15 protein-coding genes and 1 pseudogene are annotated in these 17691 nt (G+C 65.1%); 8 read left to right on the forward strand and 8 right to left on the reverse strand.

Annotation, left to right across the window (positions count from 1 at the left end; genetic code table 11):
• Positions 1-20: 20 nt before the first annotated feature.
• The gene (locus tag H289_RS0108265) at positions 21-1490 is read right to left on the reverse strand and encodes an FAD-dependent oxidoreductase (protein WP_020100303.1); all 1470 of its coding nucleotides are present in this window, start codon (positions 1488-1490) and stop codon (positions 21-23) included.
• Positions 1491-1833: 343 nt separating this feature from the next.
• On the opposite strand from H289_RS0108265, the gene H289_RS0108270 reads away from it, so the two are divergent.
• A complete protein-coding gene (locus H289_RS0108270) occupies positions 1834-2871 on the forward strand; it encodes a PDDEXK family nuclease (RefSeq protein ID WP_029104949.1) in 1038 nt (345 codons plus the stop codon).
• A gap of 473 nt (positions 2872-3344) precedes the next feature.
• Here the strand turns inward: H289_RS0108270 and H289_RS0108275 are convergent, their stop codons facing one another.
• Positions 3345-5522 carry a glutamine synthetase III family protein gene (locus tag H289_RS0108275; protein ID WP_020100305.1) on the reverse strand — a complete coding sequence of 726 codons (2178 nt, stop codon included), beginning with the start codon at positions 5520-5522 and terminating at the stop codon, positions 3345-3347.
• A 95-nt stretch (positions 5523-5617) separates the two neighbouring features.
• Positions 5618-6397 carry an alpha/beta fold hydrolase gene (locus H289_RS0108280; protein ID WP_029104950.1) on the reverse strand — a complete coding sequence of 260 codons (780 nt, stop codon included), beginning with the start codon at positions 6395-6397 and terminating at the stop codon, positions 5618-5620.
• Between the two features lie 89 nt (positions 6398-6486).
• On the opposite strand from H289_RS0108280, the gene H289_RS0108285 reads away from it, so the two are divergent.
• Entirely contained in the window at positions 6487-8253 is a 1767-nt protein-coding gene (locus H289_RS0108285; RefSeq protein ID WP_029104951.1) for a GNAT family N-acetyltransferase, read from the forward strand.
• 7 nt (positions 8254-8260) lie between these two features.
• Here H289_RS0108285 and H289_RS0108290 read toward each other — a convergent pair whose 3' ends face one another.
• The 3 genes from H289_RS0108290 to H289_RS30050 all read right to left on the reverse strand — a co-directional run bounded on the left by H289_RS0108290 (position 8261) and on the right by H289_RS30050 (position 11155).
• Positions 8261-9412: an MFS transporter gene (locus tag H289_RS0108290; RefSeq protein WP_020100309.1), complete on the reverse strand. Its 1152-nt coding sequence runs from the start codon at positions 9410-9412 to the stop codon at positions 8261-8263.
• A gap of 114 nt (positions 9413-9526) precedes the next feature.
• Positions 9527-9982, reverse strand: a complete 456-nt coding sequence (locus tag H289_RS0108295) for a DUF1942 domain-containing protein (RefSeq protein ID WP_020100310.1) — start codon at positions 9980-9982, stop codon at positions 9527-9529.
• A gap of 684 nt (positions 9983-10666) precedes the next feature.
• On the reverse strand, positions 10667-11155 hold the full coding sequence (locus H289_RS30050) for an Hsp20/alpha crystallin family protein (protein WP_081633360.1): 489 nt from the start codon (positions 11153-11155) through the stop codon (positions 10667-10669).
• Positions 11156-11416: 261 nt separating this feature from the next.
• On the opposite strand from H289_RS30050, the gene H289_RS0108310 reads away from it, so the two are divergent.
• The 3 genes from H289_RS0108310 to H289_RS30055 are packed head-to-tail and all read left to right on the forward strand — an operon-like array spanning position 11417 to position 12833.
• Positions 11417-11845 (forward strand): cellulose-binding domain-containing protein, encoded by a 429-nt coding sequence (locus H289_RS0108310; protein WP_029104952.1) that lies wholly within the window; start codon positions 11417-11419, stop codon positions 11843-11845.
• Positions 11846-11860: 15 nt separating this feature from the next.
• Positions 11861-12154, forward strand: coding sequence for a hypothetical protein (locus tag H289_RS33600; protein WP_231387974.1), 294 nt, complete (start codon positions 11861-11863; stop codon positions 12152-12154).
• Positions 12155-12161: 7 nt separating this feature from the next.
• Complete coding sequence (locus tag H289_RS30055; RefSeq protein WP_231387975.1) at positions 12162-12833, forward strand: hypothetical protein; 672 nt, start codon at positions 12162-12164, stop codon at positions 12831-12833.
• A gap of 36 nt (positions 12834-12869) precedes the next feature.
• Here the strand turns inward: H289_RS30055 and H289_RS0108320 are convergent, their stop codons facing one another.
• Together H289_RS0108320 and H289_RS0108325 are read right to left on the reverse strand one after the other, a co-directional pair.
• Positions 12870-13880: an AraC family transcriptional regulator gene (locus H289_RS0108320; RefSeq protein WP_029104953.1), complete on the reverse strand. Its 1011-nt coding sequence runs from the start codon at positions 13878-13880 to the stop codon at positions 12870-12872.
• A 10-nt stretch (positions 13881-13890) separates the two neighbouring features.
• Positions 13891-14700, reverse strand: coding sequence for a tyrosine-protein phosphatase (locus H289_RS0108325; protein WP_020100315.1), 810 nt, complete (start codon positions 14698-14700; stop codon positions 13891-13893).
• Between the two features lie 128 nt (positions 14701-14828).
• On the opposite strand from H289_RS0108325, the gene H289_RS0108330 reads away from it, so the two are divergent.
• The 3 genes and pseudogenes from H289_RS0108330 (at position 14829) to H289_RS0108340 (ending at position 17655) form a co-directional block, all read left to right on the forward strand.
• A complete protein-coding gene (locus H289_RS0108330; protein WP_020100316.1) occupies positions 14829-15620 on the forward strand; it encodes a protein kinase family protein in 792 nt (263 codons plus the stop codon).
• Between the two features lie 189 nt (positions 15621-15809).
• A pseudogene (locus H289_RS0108335) lies at positions 15810-17129 on the forward strand (cytochrome P450); the annotation flags it as partial.
• Between the two features lie 40 nt (positions 17130-17169).
• On the forward strand, positions 17170-17655 hold the full coding sequence (locus H289_RS0108340; RefSeq protein WP_020100318.1) for a DinB family protein: 486 nt from the start codon (positions 17170-17172) through the stop codon (positions 17653-17655).
• Positions 17656-17691: the final 36 nt, after the last annotated feature.

The following is a 17691-nucleotide window of genomic DNA, read 5'->3' on the forward strand; positions in this document are numbered from 1 at the left end:
CACGTTCTCGCAGAACGCGGTTAGACCTGGCCCGTGAGATGCTCCAACGGCCCGCAGCGGACGTCGTAGCGCTTGTGGATCGTGTCGAGCGTGGCCCGATGACGTTCCCGGTCCCGGCGGTGCGTGCGCTGGAACCGCACCATCGCGGCCAGCCGTCGAGGCAGCGGATACCAGAGCAACAGGTCCGAGCCGAAACCGGCGAATACCTTGTTAGGCAAATAGTCGAAGGCCAAACTCAGGTTGTAGAGAGTCAGGGGAAAGCCTGGGGGGACCGGGGACCGCCCCATCTTGTCGCGCAAGTCCTCGGCGTCGAGTTCATATAACGGCAGGGTGTGCAGCCCTTCCGTGAACATCAAGTGGGTCAGGAAATACGCCGCTTGGAGCGTGAGGGGAATGGCAGTCGACCTCTGTTGAATCGACAATGTGCGTCCCGACGGTGAGACGAACGGTTCATACGGATGCGAGCCACGCAACAACAGTCCTGTGCAGTTGACCAACCAGGTGCCTTGGGGTACTTGCTCGGTGCGGCCGCTGCGGAACTTGAGTTCCGTTGAGCCATCACGGTCGACCGCGTCGGTGAAGTACTCGTTGTCGGCCCGGCGGAGGCCGCCGTTGATGACAGCCATTTCCGCGTCGGACGTCACGCCGCCGAAGCCATGCGCGAAGTCGCATTTCTCGCCGGTTGGGCCGGTACCGAGCGTGGCGTAATACCAGCGGAGGACCTCGTCTTCGTTGGTGCCGTCGTAGCGCTTGGCGAGTCCGTCCCCGAGGGTGGTGAACGGCAGCCCGCCGAACCACCGCCCACGAATCCCTTCAGGCAGCAGGACATCCCGTCGGAGTGCGATCGAGCCGCGGCCTACCACCATATTCACCTCGCGTCCCGGGCAACGGGTGATGAGCAGGTGGGCGGTGTCCAGGCCGGTCTTGCCGCCGCCGATAATCCACACCGGCGCGTCGGATTCGATGACCTGGGCAAGGTCGTTGGGTGTGGTCGACCGGACGCGATGACTGGTAACGGGTAGTGGCGGGTTCGGCTCGACCTGGAAGCCGAACGCTTTGATCAACCGCTTTGTCTCCACCAGTCGCTCATGTCCTGAAGGGTCCCGCAGCGTCACCCGGACTATGCCGTCGGTCTCCTCGTGCGATACGTAGGCCCAGCCGAAGCGCGCGTCGAGATCGACTCGCCGGGCCACCACATCCATACAGTGCTGCAAATGGTCGAGGATCTCCGGCTTGCTCGCCAGGTAACCGCGTTCCCTACCCAGCGTCCATTTGATGTTGCCGGCGGTGAACAGCTGATACGGCTGATGAAGGCGTACGTAGTCGTAGGTGTCGAGCCACATCCCGCCGACACGCGGCCGCCGGTCTACGAGGACGACTTTGCCATTGGGCCCCAGGTATTGGGCGGCGACCGCCAGCGCGTTGAGGCCGGCGATACCGGCGCCGAGAATGCAGACATCGGATCGATCGACGCGCTGTGAATCAGTCACGGCAAAGATTCACCACCGATTTCCTTTGGCCATCGAGACAATCTCGCATCGAGTATGCGCTGGTAGTCGAAAATTTGCCGGCGTTCTGGAAATCGGGCGGACCCGCTGCTCAGGGGACGTAGAGCAATCCCGAACTGATGTCTGTGAGGGTGAGTGGGATTCGGACAAATGGCGAAAATATCTCTTGAAATGCCCAAACCCCCAACCTACCCACAACCACCGTTCGTGGAATCGCTGCGGCCCTAGGGCTGTACGCCGATTCGCGCTTGCGGGAGGGGCACCATCTAGGGTCCGTTCGGCGCCCTACGGGGCAGTGAGCACCCTGGCGGATACCGTGGACGCCGTGACCAAGCCGCACAAGGTGCCCCTTTCCCCGATGCTCGTTCAATACCTCGTCGGCTTGTTCGCGCTAAAGCACGGCGGGGGCGTGGGCCATAACGTCATCGTCGGTGATGAGGTTGCAGACGAAGCGTCTGAGACTCGACGCGATGTAGACGTGACGGTCTCGATACCAGGCGGCGAGGTCTATCACTTCGCTGGTTACGAAGTGAAGCACTGGAAGAAGTCGCTTGATGTTTCGCACGTCGAAGCACTCGCCCTCAAGCTGAAAGACATGCCTTCGGTGACGCACCGAGCAATCGTCTGCACCTCGGGGTACTCCGAAGCCGCGATAAAGAAGGCGGCCTATCACGGTGTCGACCTCTACGTGATCAAGGAATGGACCAGGCCAATCGAACTTGACTTTCCCGACCTCGCCCCGATGAAAGGCCCGCCATCGGAGGTGTTCAGAGCCTCGCAGCACTACCTGACATGGCCGCAATGGCACATCCACGTTCACATGTGCGACGCGCCCGAGTTCTTGACAATCCCCTGGGCGACTCCGGTTCTCGACGCAGAAGCCAAGCCGCACCCGGCTTATACTGACTTCCGAGAATTCGCAGAATCCATGCTCGTCGCATCGACCGAAACCCTCTGTCTCACAAAGCCGATGACAGATCGGCTGCCGTCAGGATTTCCGCCGTCCAGCGATGAGCCGGCCCCAGCCGAAAATCCGACGTGGTCACACGGTCACACGTTCGATGTTCACCAGATAGGGGCTTACTTACGGGGTCCAGAGGGCGCATTGCACCGAATCGAGGCGGTGACACTGCAGGGACAGATGAGCTGGGAGCGAACACCCATGCTGTACCTCGCAATGGAGAAAGTCCCGACTGGCGAGATGTTCACGTCCGCCCTGATCGGCCTGAGTCCGGTGCCAGGACGCATGCACGCCATCCTATTTCCAAAGGAGGGGCGCGAACTCACAATCAAGTGGGTGACACTGACTCGGAATCAGTTGAACTCCATCAAGCAATTGCAGGTGACACTTGAGGGCAACTGAAGGATCGACGGCTGACGCTTGAACGGCAGTGGGGCCGGTACCCCCCGTGCCGGGGCTCGCGCAATTTCGAGTTAACCGAGGCTTGTAGGTGCTCAGGGCTCCCGTTCCGACATTCCCAACGTCGTGCCTGAACGCGAACCCCTCGACTTCATGCGCCACGAGGTTCACGTCTAACGCGAAGCGCAAATGCTCAAGGGCGGCGGAGTCGAACTGCGGTCACCGAAGTACGGCAGTGAGCGCATCGTCTACGCACCGGGGGCTTGATTGCCGCCGGGTGCGACGCAGTCACCGTGCAGCGGGTAACTGCCACTGCTCGCCGTCGTTGACGCTGAACACGTATTCGCACCTGTTGCCCAAAGCAGAAGACCGTACGCGCAAGGCTGTGGACCAGATGCTGACAGGAGCACTTACTGCGGCCCGAGTGCGGTCCGAGTGCGGTCCGAGGCGCAGTAAGTGCCTACTGGCCAGCGGTTCTAGAGGACGTAGAGCATCTCCTGATAGGTCGGCAGCGGCCACAGGTCGTCGGCCACGACAGTCTCCAGCGTGTCGGCCGCGGCACGGACGGCCTCCATGGCGGGCAACAACGCAACTTGCGCGTGCTTGGCCTCGTCGTAGGCGGACTCGGCCGAATGATCTGCCAGCGCCGCCGTCAGCGTTGCCAACGCGTCACTGAGTGCGGTGATCGGCTCTGAGATCGATTGCAGCAGCGTCAAACTCGGTGTCATGCCGGCTGCCGTCAAAGCAGCGACGTTCTGCGCGAGCTCGGTTTGGTAGCGCAGCGCGGCCGGCAGCACGATGGTGGAACCGATCTCGAGTGCCAGCTTGGCCTCGACGCCGATCGTCAGCGCGTACTGCTCCAGACGAACCTCGTAGCGACTGTGCAACTCCCGCTCGTTGAAGACGCCGTACTTCTCGAAGACCGCGACCGCCTCGGGCTTGATCAGTTCCGGAATGGCGTCCAGCGTGGTCTTCAGGTTCGGCAGCCCGCGGGAGGCCGCCTCGGCTTGCCAGTTCTCCGAGTATCCATCGCCGTTGAACACCACCGCACCATGCTCGGTGATCACCTCGGTGAGCAGCTTCTGCACCGCGGTGTCGAACTCCTCGCCGTCGGCCACGGCCTGCTCCAGATTGGTGGCGATGTAGTCGAACGAGTCGGCCATGATGGTGTTGAGGACGATCATCGGCACCGCCACCGTCTGGCCCGAACCGGGCGCCCGGAACTCAAACCTGTTGCCGGTGAAGGCGAACGGGCTGGTGCGGTTGCGGTCACCGGGGTCGGTCGGCAGCACCGGCAGGGTGTCAACGCCGATGATCATGCTGCCCTTGCCCTTCGACGACGTCGCGGCGCCCTTGGCGATCTGCTCGAAGACGTCGGCGAGCTGATCACCCAGGAAGATCGAGATGATCGCGGGCGGTGCCTCATTGGCACCCAAGCGGTGGTCATTCGTCGCCGACGCCACCGAAACCCGCAGGAGCCCACCGAATTTGTGCACGGCGCGGATGACGGCGGCGCAGAACACCAGGAACTGGGCGTTCTCGTGGGGCGTGTCGCCCGGCACCAGCAATGACCCCAGTTCGGCGTTGCCGACGGAGAAGTTGACGTGCTTGCCCGAACCGTTCACGCCGGCGAATGGCTTCTCGTGGAACAGGCATTCCATGCCGTGCTTCTTGGCGATGGTCTTGAACACGGTCATCAGCAACTGCTGGTGGTCGGACGCGATGTTGGCGCGCTCGAACATGGGGGCCACCTCGAACTGTCCGGGGGCGACCTCATTGTGGCGGGTCTTGGCGGGGATGCCGAGCTTGAACAGCTCCCGCTCGGTGTCCATCATGAACCCCAGCACCCGGTCGGGGACGGCACCGAAATAGTGGTCGTCGAACTCCTGGCCCTTGGGCGGTTTGGCGCCGAACAGCGTACGGCCGGAGTTGATCAGGTCGGGCCGAGCGAGGAAGAAGTGGCGGTCGACCAGGAAGTACTCCTGCTCGGGACCACAGAACGAGACGACTTTCTCGAGATCCTTGTGGCCGAACAGCGTCAAGATGCGTTCCGCGTGAATGCCCATGGCCTGCTGGCTGCGCAGCAGCGGCGTCTTGTAGTCCAGCGCCTCGCCGGTCATCGACACGAAAACCGTTGGGATGCACAGAGTGTTGCCGTTCGGGTTTTCCAGGATGTACGCCGGGCTGGTCACGTCCCAGCCGGTGTAGCCGCGGGCCTCGAACGTGGATCGCAGACCGCCGGACGGAAAGCTCGACGCGTCGGGCTCACCCTGCACCAGGGTCTTGCCGGCGAACTCGGCCAGCGCCTGCCCGTCCGAGACCGGCTCGAGGAAGCTGTCGTGCTTCTCGGCAGTCAGGCCGGTCATCGGATAGAAGACGTGCGCGTAGTGCGTCGCGCCCTTCTCCAGCGCCCAGTCCTTCATCGCGGCCGCTACGGCATCGGCGACCGTCGGATCGAGCTTGGCGCCCTTTTCGATGGTGGCCACCACCGATTTGTAGATCGCCTTCGGCAGGCGTGCCTGCATCTCGGCCTTGGTGAACACGTTCGTGCCGAAGATCTCGCCGGGCGCTTCAGCCGGATCGAAGGTGTACGCCGGTGGCGTATAGGCCTGGACGCCGGCGATCGCTCGCAGCCGGGTGGCATTTCCGCTCAATGCAGTTCCTATCCCTACGTGAATGACCGCTTCACACTAGGGACGCCTCATGGCAGCAGTGTTACGTCGATGTCAAGGGCGGCGTTCAGTACGAGTCAGCTTCGGCGGCCGACATCCTGGCTCAGAATCTTGGGCCAGGTTTCGACGTCCTCCGGGGTGTGCGCGATCGTCAGGGTCGACCGCGGCATCAGTGCGGCGAGGGCTTCCGCGGTCGAGAGCGGGTGCGCCGGGTCGTCGATCCAGGCCAGGATCGTTGTCGGCACGTCGATCCGCGCGATGGCTTCGGGTGCAGGGAGGTCACTGAGCGCGGCACCGCGAAACAGTGACGGCAGCAGGGCGTCGGCGACGTCGGGAACTGTTTCGGGTGCACCCACGGTGGCCGGCGGCTGGACCGCGCCACGGCTGGCGGCGATGAATGCCCCGACGCCCTCGGTCTCGATGAGTGTGGCCGCAGCCTCGTAGTGCGCGGCCTGGGCGCGTCGGGTCTCCCACGCGGTGGCCGGAACCATCAGGGTCAGACCCGTGAACCGTTCTGGTTCGCGGGACGCCGCGTGCAACAGCGTTCCGGTGCCCATCGACGGGCCGACCCCGTGCACCGGTTCGCCGGGAAACCATCGGTCGAGCAGGTTCAACAAGTCAGCGGCGAGCTGTTCCCAGCGATAGTCCTCGGGAACTTTCCGACCCGTCGACTTGCCGTGGCCGCGTGCGTCGTAGCGCAGCAGCCGCGTGCCGCTGAGTCCTCGGCCCAGGTCGAGATTGAGTACGCGATCGCGTGCACGGCTGGAGGTGAGTCCGTGGAGTTGGACAACGGGATGGCCACCTTCGTCGCTCAGTTCAACCGCAAGCTCGGCTCCGGGAACTGCGAAAGTAGGCATCAGGCAACTCTTTCCGTAACCGATCGCCTCGTCGTGGAGTCGACCTGCTGACCGAGCATTCAGGCTAACTGGGGCGCTAGGGTACCGCCATGCGTCTCACGAACGTCTCGCACCTGCGACTACCGTTCGGACGCCTCTGGGGCTATGACGTCTCGGTGTCCGCACCGGGTCGACGCCTTCCGGTGTCCTTTGACCAGCGGATTCATGTCGGTGCGGGAGCCCGGCCCGGTTCGTGGATGGCGTTGTCCATTCGCTTGCCGGAGCGGGTGAGCCGGGAATCGCTGGCCGACGCATGGCTGGCGGTGGTGGCCCGCCATGGCACGTTGCGGACCGCATTCTCGGCGGGGCCGGACGGCGATCCGCAACTTCACGAGATCGAAGTCGGTCCCGGTGGTTGGGTCGAGCATGAGATAGCTGCCGGCCAGGCGGTGAACGATGCGCTGCGCGGCGTTCTGGATGCGGCCTGCTCGCCGTATCAGCAGCCCTCACATCGGTTGTGTCTGTTGGAGACCGCCGCTGGGTTGACCGTGGTGATAGCCGCCGACCACAGCCACGTCGACATGTGGTCGATGCTGGTGATCGCGCGGGACCTACTGACGCTGCTCGCCGGTGCGCGCAACGGCCGGGCGGCTTCGCTGCCGCCGGCGCCCGCATTTGTCGAACACACCCAGGCGCTCCTCGACCGTCCCGCGGCTCCGGACCACGTCCGGGAGACGTGGGCGCGCATCATCGCCGACAGCGGCGGGGTGATGCCGTGCTTCCCGTTGCCGCTGGGCGAGCCCGAGCTGGGGCCCGAGCGCGTCGAAGTCCGGGATGTGTTCGACGTCGATGCCGGTGCGGCGTTCGCCGTGCAAGCCCGCAACGACGGAGTGTCGACGCTGGCGCTGGCGGTGGCCGCGATGACGGCCGTGACCCGGGAGCTGGCGGACGCGCCGCTTCGCGCCGTTTTCCCGGTGCACAGTCGCTTCGACACCACCTGGCACGACTCGGTGGGTTGGTTCATCACCAATTCGGTACTGGAGTCGACCGTCGCCGATCCGCGAGCCGCAGCCGGGGCGGTCAAGGAAGCAGTGCAACTCGGCTCGTGGCCGTTGGCGGACGTGCTGTCCCCTTGGGGCGGCATGCCGATGTCGCCGGGGATGTTCGCGATCTCGTGGCTGGACCTGCGGCGGCTTCCGGTCCGGATCGATGACGTCGGGCTGGACGCTCAGTACGTGAGCGCCGCCATCCAGACCGACGGTGTCATGCTCTGGTTCATCCTGGACGAGTCGGGCCTGCATCTGCGATGTCGCTATCCCGACACCCGCGAGGCGCGAGCGAATGTCGGAGCGTGGCTCGACCTGTTGGTGACGCGTCTGCAGTCGCAAGCACGCACATCGGTTCGGGGACTGCTGCGGGTGGGGGACCGTAGTTTTCGCGTGGAACGGGCGGCCCGCGACGATGTCGCGTCGATCGTCGCGCTGCTGTCCGACGACGAATTCGGCCAGGATCGGGAAACCGCGGACATCGAGGACTACGAGGCGGCCTATGACGTCCTCGTCCGTGACCGTTCCAACTACCTCGGGGTGGTCCGCAACTGTGCCGATGTCATCGTCGCGACCGTCCAGTTGACCGTGATTCCGGGTCTCTCCCGCGGTGGCTCGACCCGGCTGCAGATAGAAGGACTGCGGGTCACCGCTGCCGAGCGCCGGCAGGGTTTGGGTACGGCCCTGGTGCAGTGGTCGCACGAGTACGGCCGCGCACACGGTGCGCGGTTGGCGCAGGTGACGACCGACGAAGCGCGCGAACAGGCTCGGGCGTTCTATGACCGCCTCGGGTATCACGCCGCGCATGTCGGCCTCAAACGCACCATCTGAGTTCGCCTCAGAGGTCGGTAATCGCTGAATGTCGTTGCAGGAAAGCTGTTTCGCCGGTCAGCAGACCGGCGACGAGAAGTGCTGCGCCACAAGCACCGATGGTCGCCGGCCAGCCGAATGATGCCACCGCCGCCGCGCCGAACGCCGTGCCGAGACTTCCGCCCACGAAGTAGACCACCATGTACGCGCTGTTGAATCGGGCGGGCGCGGACGGATCGATCGCCAAGATCGTGGTCTGATTCGCCACCTGTGCCGCGAACAGACCGGCATCGAACGCGGCCAGCGCGACCATCGTCGCCCACGGGCTGCCCAACCCGAAGGCAAGGACCGGACAGGCCGCGCCCGCCACCGCGAGACCGACAAGGATCACCGGCCGGAAACCCAATCGGTCCGTGTAGACACCGGCAACGCGCGTCGCGAAGATCCCGGTGATGCCCGCCAGGGCGTACAGCCCGATCTGCTTGGCGGACAAGAAATATGGACCCTGCGACAAAGCGACAGCAATCCCGGACCAGACCGCGCAGAACGCGAAGAACCACAACGATCCACGCAGCGCGCCACGGCGGAGCACCCGGCACCGTAGGAGGAGTCCGGGCACCGCCGCCAATTCGGCGAAGTAGTTCCGCTCGATCGTTCCGGCGGTGGTCGGCAGGAACCACAGGCAAGCGCCGGCGACTCCGACGGTGGCTGCCGCGACCGTGAGAAGCATTGCGTGCCAACCGATCAGGTCGGTCAACCAACCTCCGGCGATCCGTCCTGCCAAGATGCCCGCCGAGATGCCGGCGGTGACGATACCCAGGATGGTCGCACGCCGATGCTCGGGCGCGAGCCGGCCGACGATGGAGCTGAGACCCGCGCCCACCGAGGAGCAGGCGCCGGTCAGCAGCAATCCCAACCCGACCAGCCAGACGGTATCGGCAACGGTGGTCAACGTGAGCGCGCCGCCGAGCGCCAGGAATTGTGAGGCGACCACCCGCCGGGGCGACAATCTGTCGACCAGCGGAACCAGGAGCGCGAGGCCCAGCAGGTAACCGATCGGCCCACACGCCAGCGCCGCCCCGACGGGGGTCGGACCAGACCCGAGCGACCGTGCGATGTCTGCGATGGCCGGTTGCAGCGGGTAGATGGTAGCGGTCCCCAAGGCGGCGGCGAGCGACATGAAAAGGACTGTGGGACCGGTGATTACCGGATCGTCTTGTGCAGTTCTGGTCACGTGTCGACGCTATTGGCCACGTCGCGTGCAGCGCTGGCGGAAATCCGCCATCGCAGTCGGCTAGCTCTTCCAGACCACCTTGTCGGTGCCGCCGGCGTCGCGGTACACGACGCTGTCGGGCGCGGTTCCGTTACGAACGTCGAAGTAGATGCGACCCGTGGTGTAGCTGCCCGGCGCGATCGGCTGGTTGGGCAGTCCGTCGACCTCATTGCCCTTCATGTCCGCATATGTCGAGCTGTTGACGGCCCGGGCGTTGAAGTCGGAGAGGTTCGGCGTCGGTGCACCACTGACGGCGCGCGCGGTCACGTCCGAATACCAGATCCCGTCGTTGTGGCCACTCGGCTGCAGGTTGATGACGGTGTATTCGATCGCGCCGCCGGGGCTGGGAATCTCCGCGCGCTGACCGAACATCACCGCTGTGGGGTCGGCGACCGCCGGGGTCGCCACCAGGATTCCGGCGGCTGCGATGCCGGCAGCGGTTGCCATTGTTTTCGATGCGATCTGCGAGAACGCCATGTCGAGCTCCTTCCGTCACGCTCCTGTTTCCAGGAGTCGGCTGTCTTTGGTCCTTCTGAAGGGGTATCCAGAGGCAGCGACGACGAAACTGACGGCGTGAAGACCGGCCCCGCCGCCGGGGAGGCGTTGCCTAGATTGGGCATCGGCGCTTCTGTATGCATTCTGTGGTGCAGAAGAGCGCCCAGGGTGTGGCCCTGGCGGCGTACGGCCCAGCCTTCGTGGTGGAGGAACCACCGGCTCACATGACGGCTGCAGGGACTATCACCCCCGGAGGGCTGCGCTGCACCGGCGTCATGCGGCGCACCGGCCCGCGCCGTGGTCGCTGACGTGTGTACTCCAAAGACCGACCAGCGGACCGGGGCCCGAGCAGGGCGCACCCGATCGCTGGTGGTGTCGGTTGCTGACGGCAAGGAGCTTCGGCGGCACAGAAGATGGCGTCGACTTCGGCGATCAGCGCTATCACCATCGTGGGGTCGTCCAGACCCAGGGATTGGGCCAGCTCTTCTGGCGCGATGGTGTCAGTCGCCGCCGGCGCCGCAATCGTGCTGTACTGCATCACTTTTCACCTCCTTGCACTGTCGGCATGGCACCGACCATTCAAGAATGTGCCGCAGTTCGCGGGAAGTTGGCCGGCTGGTGCCGGGCTGGACAGTGTCGCAGCCCGGCACCGGCTGTTCGGTCCGGTCAGGCGTTCACCGGCTCCTTGGTCGCCGCCGTGTTGGTGACGGGGCTGCCGTCTTCGGTGATCACTCGACTTTCGTCGATGGCCTTGGCATTGCCGGCTCTGCTCACGCTGATCTTGCGCGGCTTGGCCTTCTCGGCAACCGGGATCACGAGCCGGAGCACGCCGTCTCGGTACTCCGCGGTGATCCTCCCGGTGTCCAGGTTGTTGCCCAGTACCAGCTGTCGGGAGAAGACGCCGCGTGGCCGCTCGGCGGCCAGCATTTCCCGTGACGAATCCACGGGCGCTCGTTCGGCGCGCACAGTCACCACATTGTTCTCGATATCTAGGTCGAGCGAGTCGGCGTTGATGCCGGGCAGGTCGAACTCGACGTGGAATTCGTCGCCGTCGCGCCAGGCGTCCATGGGCATCGCCGCCGGCCGGGCCGCGGTGCCGAGGACTTCTTGGGTAAAGCGATCCAGGTCCCGGAACGGGTCAGTACGCAGCAGCATCGTGGCCACCTCCATCTGTCCTTTCTCTTATGCCATCTATGCGCTTCCAGCTCGATTATCTGTATCGGCTGGCATAGATTTGTTTTAGCACTCGACGCTGGCGAGTGCAAGCACATGGCAACAAGATTTTTCGTCATGGGCGGGCAATCGCCATCGCGGAACCGGACCGGGTCTCGTGCTGGTTGCAATCGTGCAAAGGTATGGCTGTGCACCTGCGGCTCGGGTGAGGGCACGTGTCGGCGAGTCTTAGTCTGGGGTGCGATGACTGGACCGGACTCTCTCATGAAGCGCTGTCGCACAGCGCTTCACGTCGTGGTGTCCGTGTTGACCGTCGCGATCATCGGACTCGCCGGCACTCCGATGGCTCAGGCGGCCGCAGCCGGGGCGCGGTTGGTGGTGCAACACACCTGGCAGGACGGCTTCATCGCGCGCTTCGTTGTCACCAACTACAGCACCGTGCCGATGGCGGATTGGAAGATCGAGTTCGACATGCCGGTCGGGCAGTCGATCTCGCATGCGTGGAGCAGTACCTTCGCCCAATACGGCACGCACTACGTGATCACCCCGGCGAGCTGGAACCGCGTGATTCCACCCGGTGGCTCTGCCAACGGCGGCATCCGCGGAATTCTCAGCGGTACCTACACGCCACCGTCGAACTGCGTGCTCAACGGCCAGGTCTACTGCTCCTAGCGTGATGGCGGTCTGATGACGAGCGAGGCCCTGACGGACTGGCTGCTGGACTCGGATCCGACCCTGCGCTGGCAGGTCGAGCGCGACCTGCTCGACGCCACGCCGGCGGTGTGGGAGGCAACCCGGTCGCGAATCGCGACCGAGGGTTTCGGTGCACGACTGCTCGCGCTGCAGGACCCCGACGGCCAGTGGGCGGGCGGTGCGTTCTTCCCTGCGGACTTCGACTTCGACGACCCTGACGGAGCCGACGAAGGACAACCGTGGACTGCGACGGTGGACATTGAATGCGTTGCGGGAGTGGGGACTTGATGCATCGGTGTTGCGGGAACGCCGGACCGTCGAGTTGCTCGACGAGCACTCCCGCTGGGAGTACGACGATCTGCCCTACTGGTCCGGTGAGGTGGATTGCTGCATCAATGCGTGGACCCTGGCCAACGGTGTGTGGCTCGGCGCGGATGTCAACGGCCTTGCCGGCTGGTTTCTCGAGCATCAGTTGCCCGATGGCGGGTGGAACTGCGATTGGGTCGAAGGTTCGCGCCGCGCTTCGTTTCATTCGACGCTGAATTCGCTGAAGGGACTGCTCGCGTTCGAGGCCGCCACGTCGGGTAACGCCGATATTCGGGCGGCACGCCGGCGCGGGGAGGAGTACCTGCTCGAACGCCGGTTACTCAACCGGCTCAGCACGAATCAGCCTGTGGGGCAGTGGATCAACGATTTCACCTACCCGATGCGGTGGTCGTACAGCGCCATCAACGCGGCTGAGTACTTCCGCAGCGCCGCGCTACAGGATGGCACCACTCCGGATGCGCGGGTACGCGACGCAGTCGACATCGTGCGGGCTGCCCGGCAGCCGGACGGCACCTGGTTGCAGACGGGCCGGCAGCCGGGGCGGGTGTGGTTCGAGGTCGATGTGCCGGCCGGGCAGCCCTCGAAGTGGCTCACCCTTTACGGCACACGGCTACTCGACTGGTGGGATGCCGCGGCATAACCGCGGGAACAGCCTGCAGGGCGGAGCCTTTGGCTCTCAGCTGCGGGACGCGCGGAAGGCCCGCGGGCTCATCCCGTGCCACCGGCGGAACGCCTGCGAAAAGCTCGACAGCTCAACATAACCCAGTCGACTGGCCGTCTCGGCAACGGTCAAGCGGCCGCCGATCAACATCTCTTCCGAAAGCCGCTGCCGGATTTCGTCGAGCAGTTCGCGGTATGACGTGCCCTCGGCGCCGAGTCGGTGGCGCAACGTCCGCGGGCTCATCAGCAGCGCATGGGCGATCTCGTGCGCATTCGGAGGCTGTGCCGGGGACGCCAGCAACAGGTCACGAACCTGGCCCGACAGCCCCGTCCGGCTGCGCCGCTCTTCCAGGAGATTGCGGCACTGCTCCTGGGTGGCGGCGGAGTTGTACGCGTTGGCCTGCGGCAGTGGGAGGTCGAGCAGACCGATGGGCAGAATCAGCAGATTCTCGGGTGCATCGAACTGCGGCTCAGAGTCGAATGCGGCGATGTACCGGTCGGGGTTGGCGGGGCGGCGGTGGGTGAACCGGACGCCCAAGGGTGGCAGGTCGGCCGACAGTTCCCGCTTGATCACCGCGATCGCCGTGGCCAGCCGGTCGATCTCGAATCGCCGGACGCGATCGGGCGTGCCCGGCGCCTCCAGGACGAAGTGGAACTCGTCGCCGACCACCCGGGTGCCGAGCGTCGACGACGCAAACGTGAGGTCGAGATAGCGCACACCGACGTCGATCGCATTGCGCAAGGTCGGGCTGCTGATCAACGCGAATCCGAAGATGCCGTAGGTGGCAAGTCGATAGCGGAGTCCCACCTCGACACCGAGATCATCGGGATAGTCAAGTGCCTCAAGCAGATTCGTGACGACAGCCAGTTCCTGCCGCGCAGTGACTTCGGCGCTCGGACTCTGCAGACCACGGACGGTCAGGCGCGAGCCGGCCAGACACGTTTCCGGGCTGACGCCCCGTTCACTGGCCAGACCGAGCAGCACGCCGACGCTTGTCGGCGTGCGGGGGATATCCCAATCAACCACATTGCCAAATCTAGTAAGTTGCGGCGCCAAGATCGTTTTGCTTCGCCGAATTCATTGTGGCAGTTTCGGTTTCATCCAGTAGGCGGGCGCGAAGGGTGGCGACCACGGGCGCGTCGACGCCGATCTGACCCAGATAGGCGTCGAAGCTGCCGAATTGCTCGTCGACCGTCCGCCACGATGCGGCGATGAAGTCGCGGTGGACCCCGAGGATCTTGTCCGACAGCTGGGAGACGTCACCGTTGCGGGCGATCACATGCTTGCGCAGCGGTTCCACGGCCTCGTTGCTCCGCAGGTAGTCGGCCAGGATGTCGGCCTCGCGGACTCCGGCAGCGCGCAGGAGCGCGGCGACGATCCAGCCCGCGCGATCCTTCCCGGCCGCGCAGTGAATGAGGACGCCGCCTTCTGCTTCCGACACCACGCGCACTGTGTATGCGAGTGCGCGCTGTCCTGTCGGCAGCAGCGGAAAACGACTGTAGGCGTACTCCAGGGCGGCCTCGAACAACTCTGGCGTGGCGACGCGTTCAGGCTCGTGAGGGGCCTTCTGCTGCCCGTCGTCGTGGACCGACGCGGCGTGCAGCGTCACGCCCGGCGGTAGGACATCGCGACCGTTCCACGCGATCTCACTCTCGCTGCGGAGGTCGATGACGTCGGTGATCCCCAGTTCGCGCAGGTTCTCCTGACCGTCCGCGTCGAGCGCACACAGCTCCGACGACCGGTACAGAACTCCGGGCCGGATCGCACGTCCGTCGTCGGTTCGAAGGGCGCCGACGTCACGAAAGTTCCAGGCACCGGAGAGGTGGTACTGATCGACGACGGCCACGGCCGGTAGCTTACATCTGCCCTCGGCGTTGCCACTTCGAGTAAGTATTCGGCCACTTAGGGTCTCCCAGCTGCACGTTTTGGTTCGTAGCGTCATTGCCAACGAACAGTCGATGCGAGGAGGCCCCGATGGTTGCAGTCAACGACACCGCAGAACGGCTGGCCGGCGGCTGGGGCGGCACGGTGCTTCGCACCGGGGGAACGGTCCGCCGTTCGACCGGCCACTGGACCCCGGCCGTGCACGAGCTCCTGAAGCACCTCGAGTCGGTCGGCTTCCAGGGTGCGCCCCGGGTCTTCGGCGTCGACTCCGAAGGCCACGAGGTGCTGACCTTCATCGACGGGCAAACGGCCGCCAGCGCCGAGGGCTGGCCCGCATGGTTGCGGTTCGAGGTGAACCTGGTGCGGATCGCGCGTCTGCTGCGTCGGTTCCACGACGCAGTGGAGAGCTTCCGGCCCGGGCCCGAACTGCAATGGCGTGACGGCAGCCGCGGCCTGCGTGACGGCGAGATCATCGGGCACAACGACGTCAGCCTCGCGAACCTGGTGGCGGACTCGACCGGCCGAATCCACTCGATGATCGACTGGGACCAGGCGGGACCGACCACGCGGCGCCGCGAACTGGCCTATGCCGCATGGCATGTCGTCGGTCTGCACGCGCGCGATCACGCCCGGGCCCGCGGCTGGTCGAAGGCGCCTGATGTCGTGCGCCGCCTGCACATGTTCCTCGACGCATACGGACTCGACGACCGCGCAGGATTCGTCGACGACATCATCGGTCGCATCGGTGAGGCCGTCCGCTCATGCCGCGCCGCGGTGGATGCCGGCGACCACGGTGCCCGGCCGTTCGTCGCGCTGCTGGAGAGCGACCTCGAGTTCGTCCGGCGGCATCGCAGCGCACTGGGGCAAACCGTGCCCGCATGACGTAGAAGTGGCCGATTCCCGGTTTGCCGCACCGCCGCGGCGTGAGAATTGGTCAGATGCCGATCCACAGCCCGAAATTCCAGATCTGACAAGACGGAGAAACTCGTGAACATTCTCGATCAGGCAATCACCAAGGCGCAGGAAGCGATCGTCGATCCGGTACTCAACCGGGCTCAGTCGACGATCCCGATGCCCTTGCAGATCAAGGGCATGCACCTCTACCAGAAGACGAAGAAGTCAGTGGTCGGCGACAAAACGCCCGTCTTCGTCGAGAGCCCGATTCCTCCTGTCGAGGATGTCGACCTGGCAGACATCGACGTGAGCAACCCGTTCATGTTCCGCCAGGGCCGCTGGCAGTCCTACTTCAAACGGCTCCGCGACGAGGCGCCGGTGCACTACCAGCCGAACAGCCCGTTCGGGCCGTTCTGGTCGATCACCCGGTACGACGACATCGTCACCGTCGACAAGGACAACGAGCGGTTCTCCGCGGAGCCGCAGATCATCATCGGCGACCCGCCCGAAGGCCTGGACGTCGAGATGTTCATCGCCATGGACCCGCCGCGTCACGATGAGCAGCGCGGAGCGGTGCAGGGCGTGGTGGCGCCCCAGAACCTGCAGGAGATGGAGGCACTCATCCGCTCACGCGTGCAGGAGGTGCTCGACGGTCTGCCGGAAGGCACGCCGTTCGACTGGGTCGACACCGTCTCGATCGAACTGACCTCACGCATGCTGGCGACCCTGCTCGACTTCCCCTACGACGAGCGCCGCAAGTTGGTCTACTGGACCGACACCGTGGCCGGCAGCGCCTCGGCCACCGGCGGCGAGGCCGACATGGATGAGATGTTCAGCGCCGCAGCCGATATGGCGCGCGCATTCAGCGCCCTCTGGTACGACAAGAAGGCGCGGCTGGCGGCGGGCGAGAAGCCCGGCTTCGACCTCATCACGCTCATGCAGTCGTCCGACGACACCAAGGACCTGATCGATCGGCCGATGGAGTTCCTCGGCAACCTGATCCTGCTGATCGTGGGCGGCAACGACACCACCCGCAATTCGATGACCGGTGGCGTGCTGGCCCTGAACCAGAACCCCGACGAGTTCGCCCGGCTGAAGGCCGATCCGGGCCTCATCACCAAGGCGGTCCACGAGATCATCCGGTGGCAGACCCCGCTGGCCTACATGCGCCGCGTCGCCAAGCAGGACACCATCCTGAACGGACAGTTCATCCGCAAGGGCGACAAACTCGTCATGTGGTACGCCTCGGCCAACCGCGACGAGCGCAAGTTCGAGAATCCGGACGACTTCATCATCGGCCGCCACAACGCCCGCCATCACCTGGCGTTCGGCATCGGCATCCACCGCTGCATGGGCAGCCGTCTCGCCGAGCTGCAGCTGAAAATCCTGTGGGAGGAGCTGCTGGCCCGGTTCGAGGACATCGAGGTTGTGGGGGAGCCCGAGTACACCCAATCCAACTTCGTAAAGGGCTACTCCAAGATGATGGTGAAGGTCACCAGGAAGCAGCCAGCCGCCACGGTGTGATGAGAGGACAGCGATGGGCTCGTTCGATGTACTGCTGGACGACGAACGGGCCCAGCTCGACGCCTTCGTGGAGGACTACCGCCGTGCCGTCGAACTGACCCTCGACGGCCTCACCGAGGAGGAGTCCCGCCGGCGCCTCGTCCCCTCAGCGACAACACTTCTCGGGTTGCTCAAGCACGTCACCTGGATGCAGCGCGTGTGGTTCGAGGAATGCGTCGGCGGCACATCCCGTCAGGCACTCGGCCTCGTGCAGAGCGTCGACGAGTCCTTCCAGCTCGATGACGACGACACCATCGCGTCGGTTCTTGCGGCGCACCGCGATGTCTGTGCGACAGCGCGGGCGGCGGTCGCCGATCTACCGCTTGACACCGTCGTGACGGGGCACCAGTCCGGGCCGCGAACCCTGCGTTGGGTCACGTTGCAGGTGCTGCGGGAGCTGGCGCACCACTGCGGGCACGCCGACATCCTGCGCGAACAGGTGCTTGCCAGTCGTGCGTGATCAGCGCGCATATCCTGGGTGATAGACGCCGCGCTG

It is taken from the genome of Mycobacterium sp. 360MFTsu5.1, from assembly GCF_000383495.1.
Taxonomy (GTDB): domain Bacteria; phylum Actinomycetota; class Actinomycetes; order Mycobacteriales; family Mycobacteriaceae; genus Mycobacterium; species Mycobacterium mucogenicum_B.

Bases quoted from the DNA above. Each gene is read 5' to 3' on its own strand.
- H289_RS0108290 (WP_020100309.1), bottom strand. From the start codon at position 9,412: ATGTCGCTCGCCGCCGCCTTGGGGACCGCTACCATCTACCCGCTGCAA.
- H289_RS0108340 (WP_020100318.1), top strand. From the start codon at position 17,170: ATGGGCTCGTTCGATGTACTGCTGGACGACGAACGGGCCCAGCTCGAC.
- H289_RS33600 (WP_231387974.1), top strand. From the start codon at position 11,861: ATGACGAGCGAGGCCCTGACGGACTGGCTGCTGGACTCGGATCCGACC.
- H289_RS0108330 (WP_020100316.1), top strand. From the start codon at position 14,829: ATGGTTGCAGTCAACGACACCGCAGAACGGCTGGCCGGCGGCTGGGGC.
- H289_RS0108280 (WP_029104950.1), bottom strand. From the start codon at position 6,397: ATGCCTACTTTCGCAGTTCCCGGAGCCGAGCTTGCGGTTGAACTGAGC.
- H289_RS0108295 (WP_020100310.1), bottom strand. From the start codon at position 9,982: ATGGCGTTCTCGCAGATCGCATCGAAAACAATGGCAACCGCTGCCGGC.
- H289_RS0108285 (WP_029104951.1), top strand. From the start codon at position 6,487: ATGCGTCTCACGAACGTCTCGCACCTGCGACTACCGTTCGGACGCCTC.
- H289_RS30050 (WP_081633360.1), bottom strand. From the start codon at position 11,155: ATGCTGCTGCGTACTGACCCGTTCCGGGACCTGGATCGCTTTACCCAA.
- H289_RS0108310 (WP_029104952.1), top strand. From the start codon at position 11,417: ATGACTGGACCGGACTCTCTCATGAAGCGCTGTCGCACAGCGCTTCAC.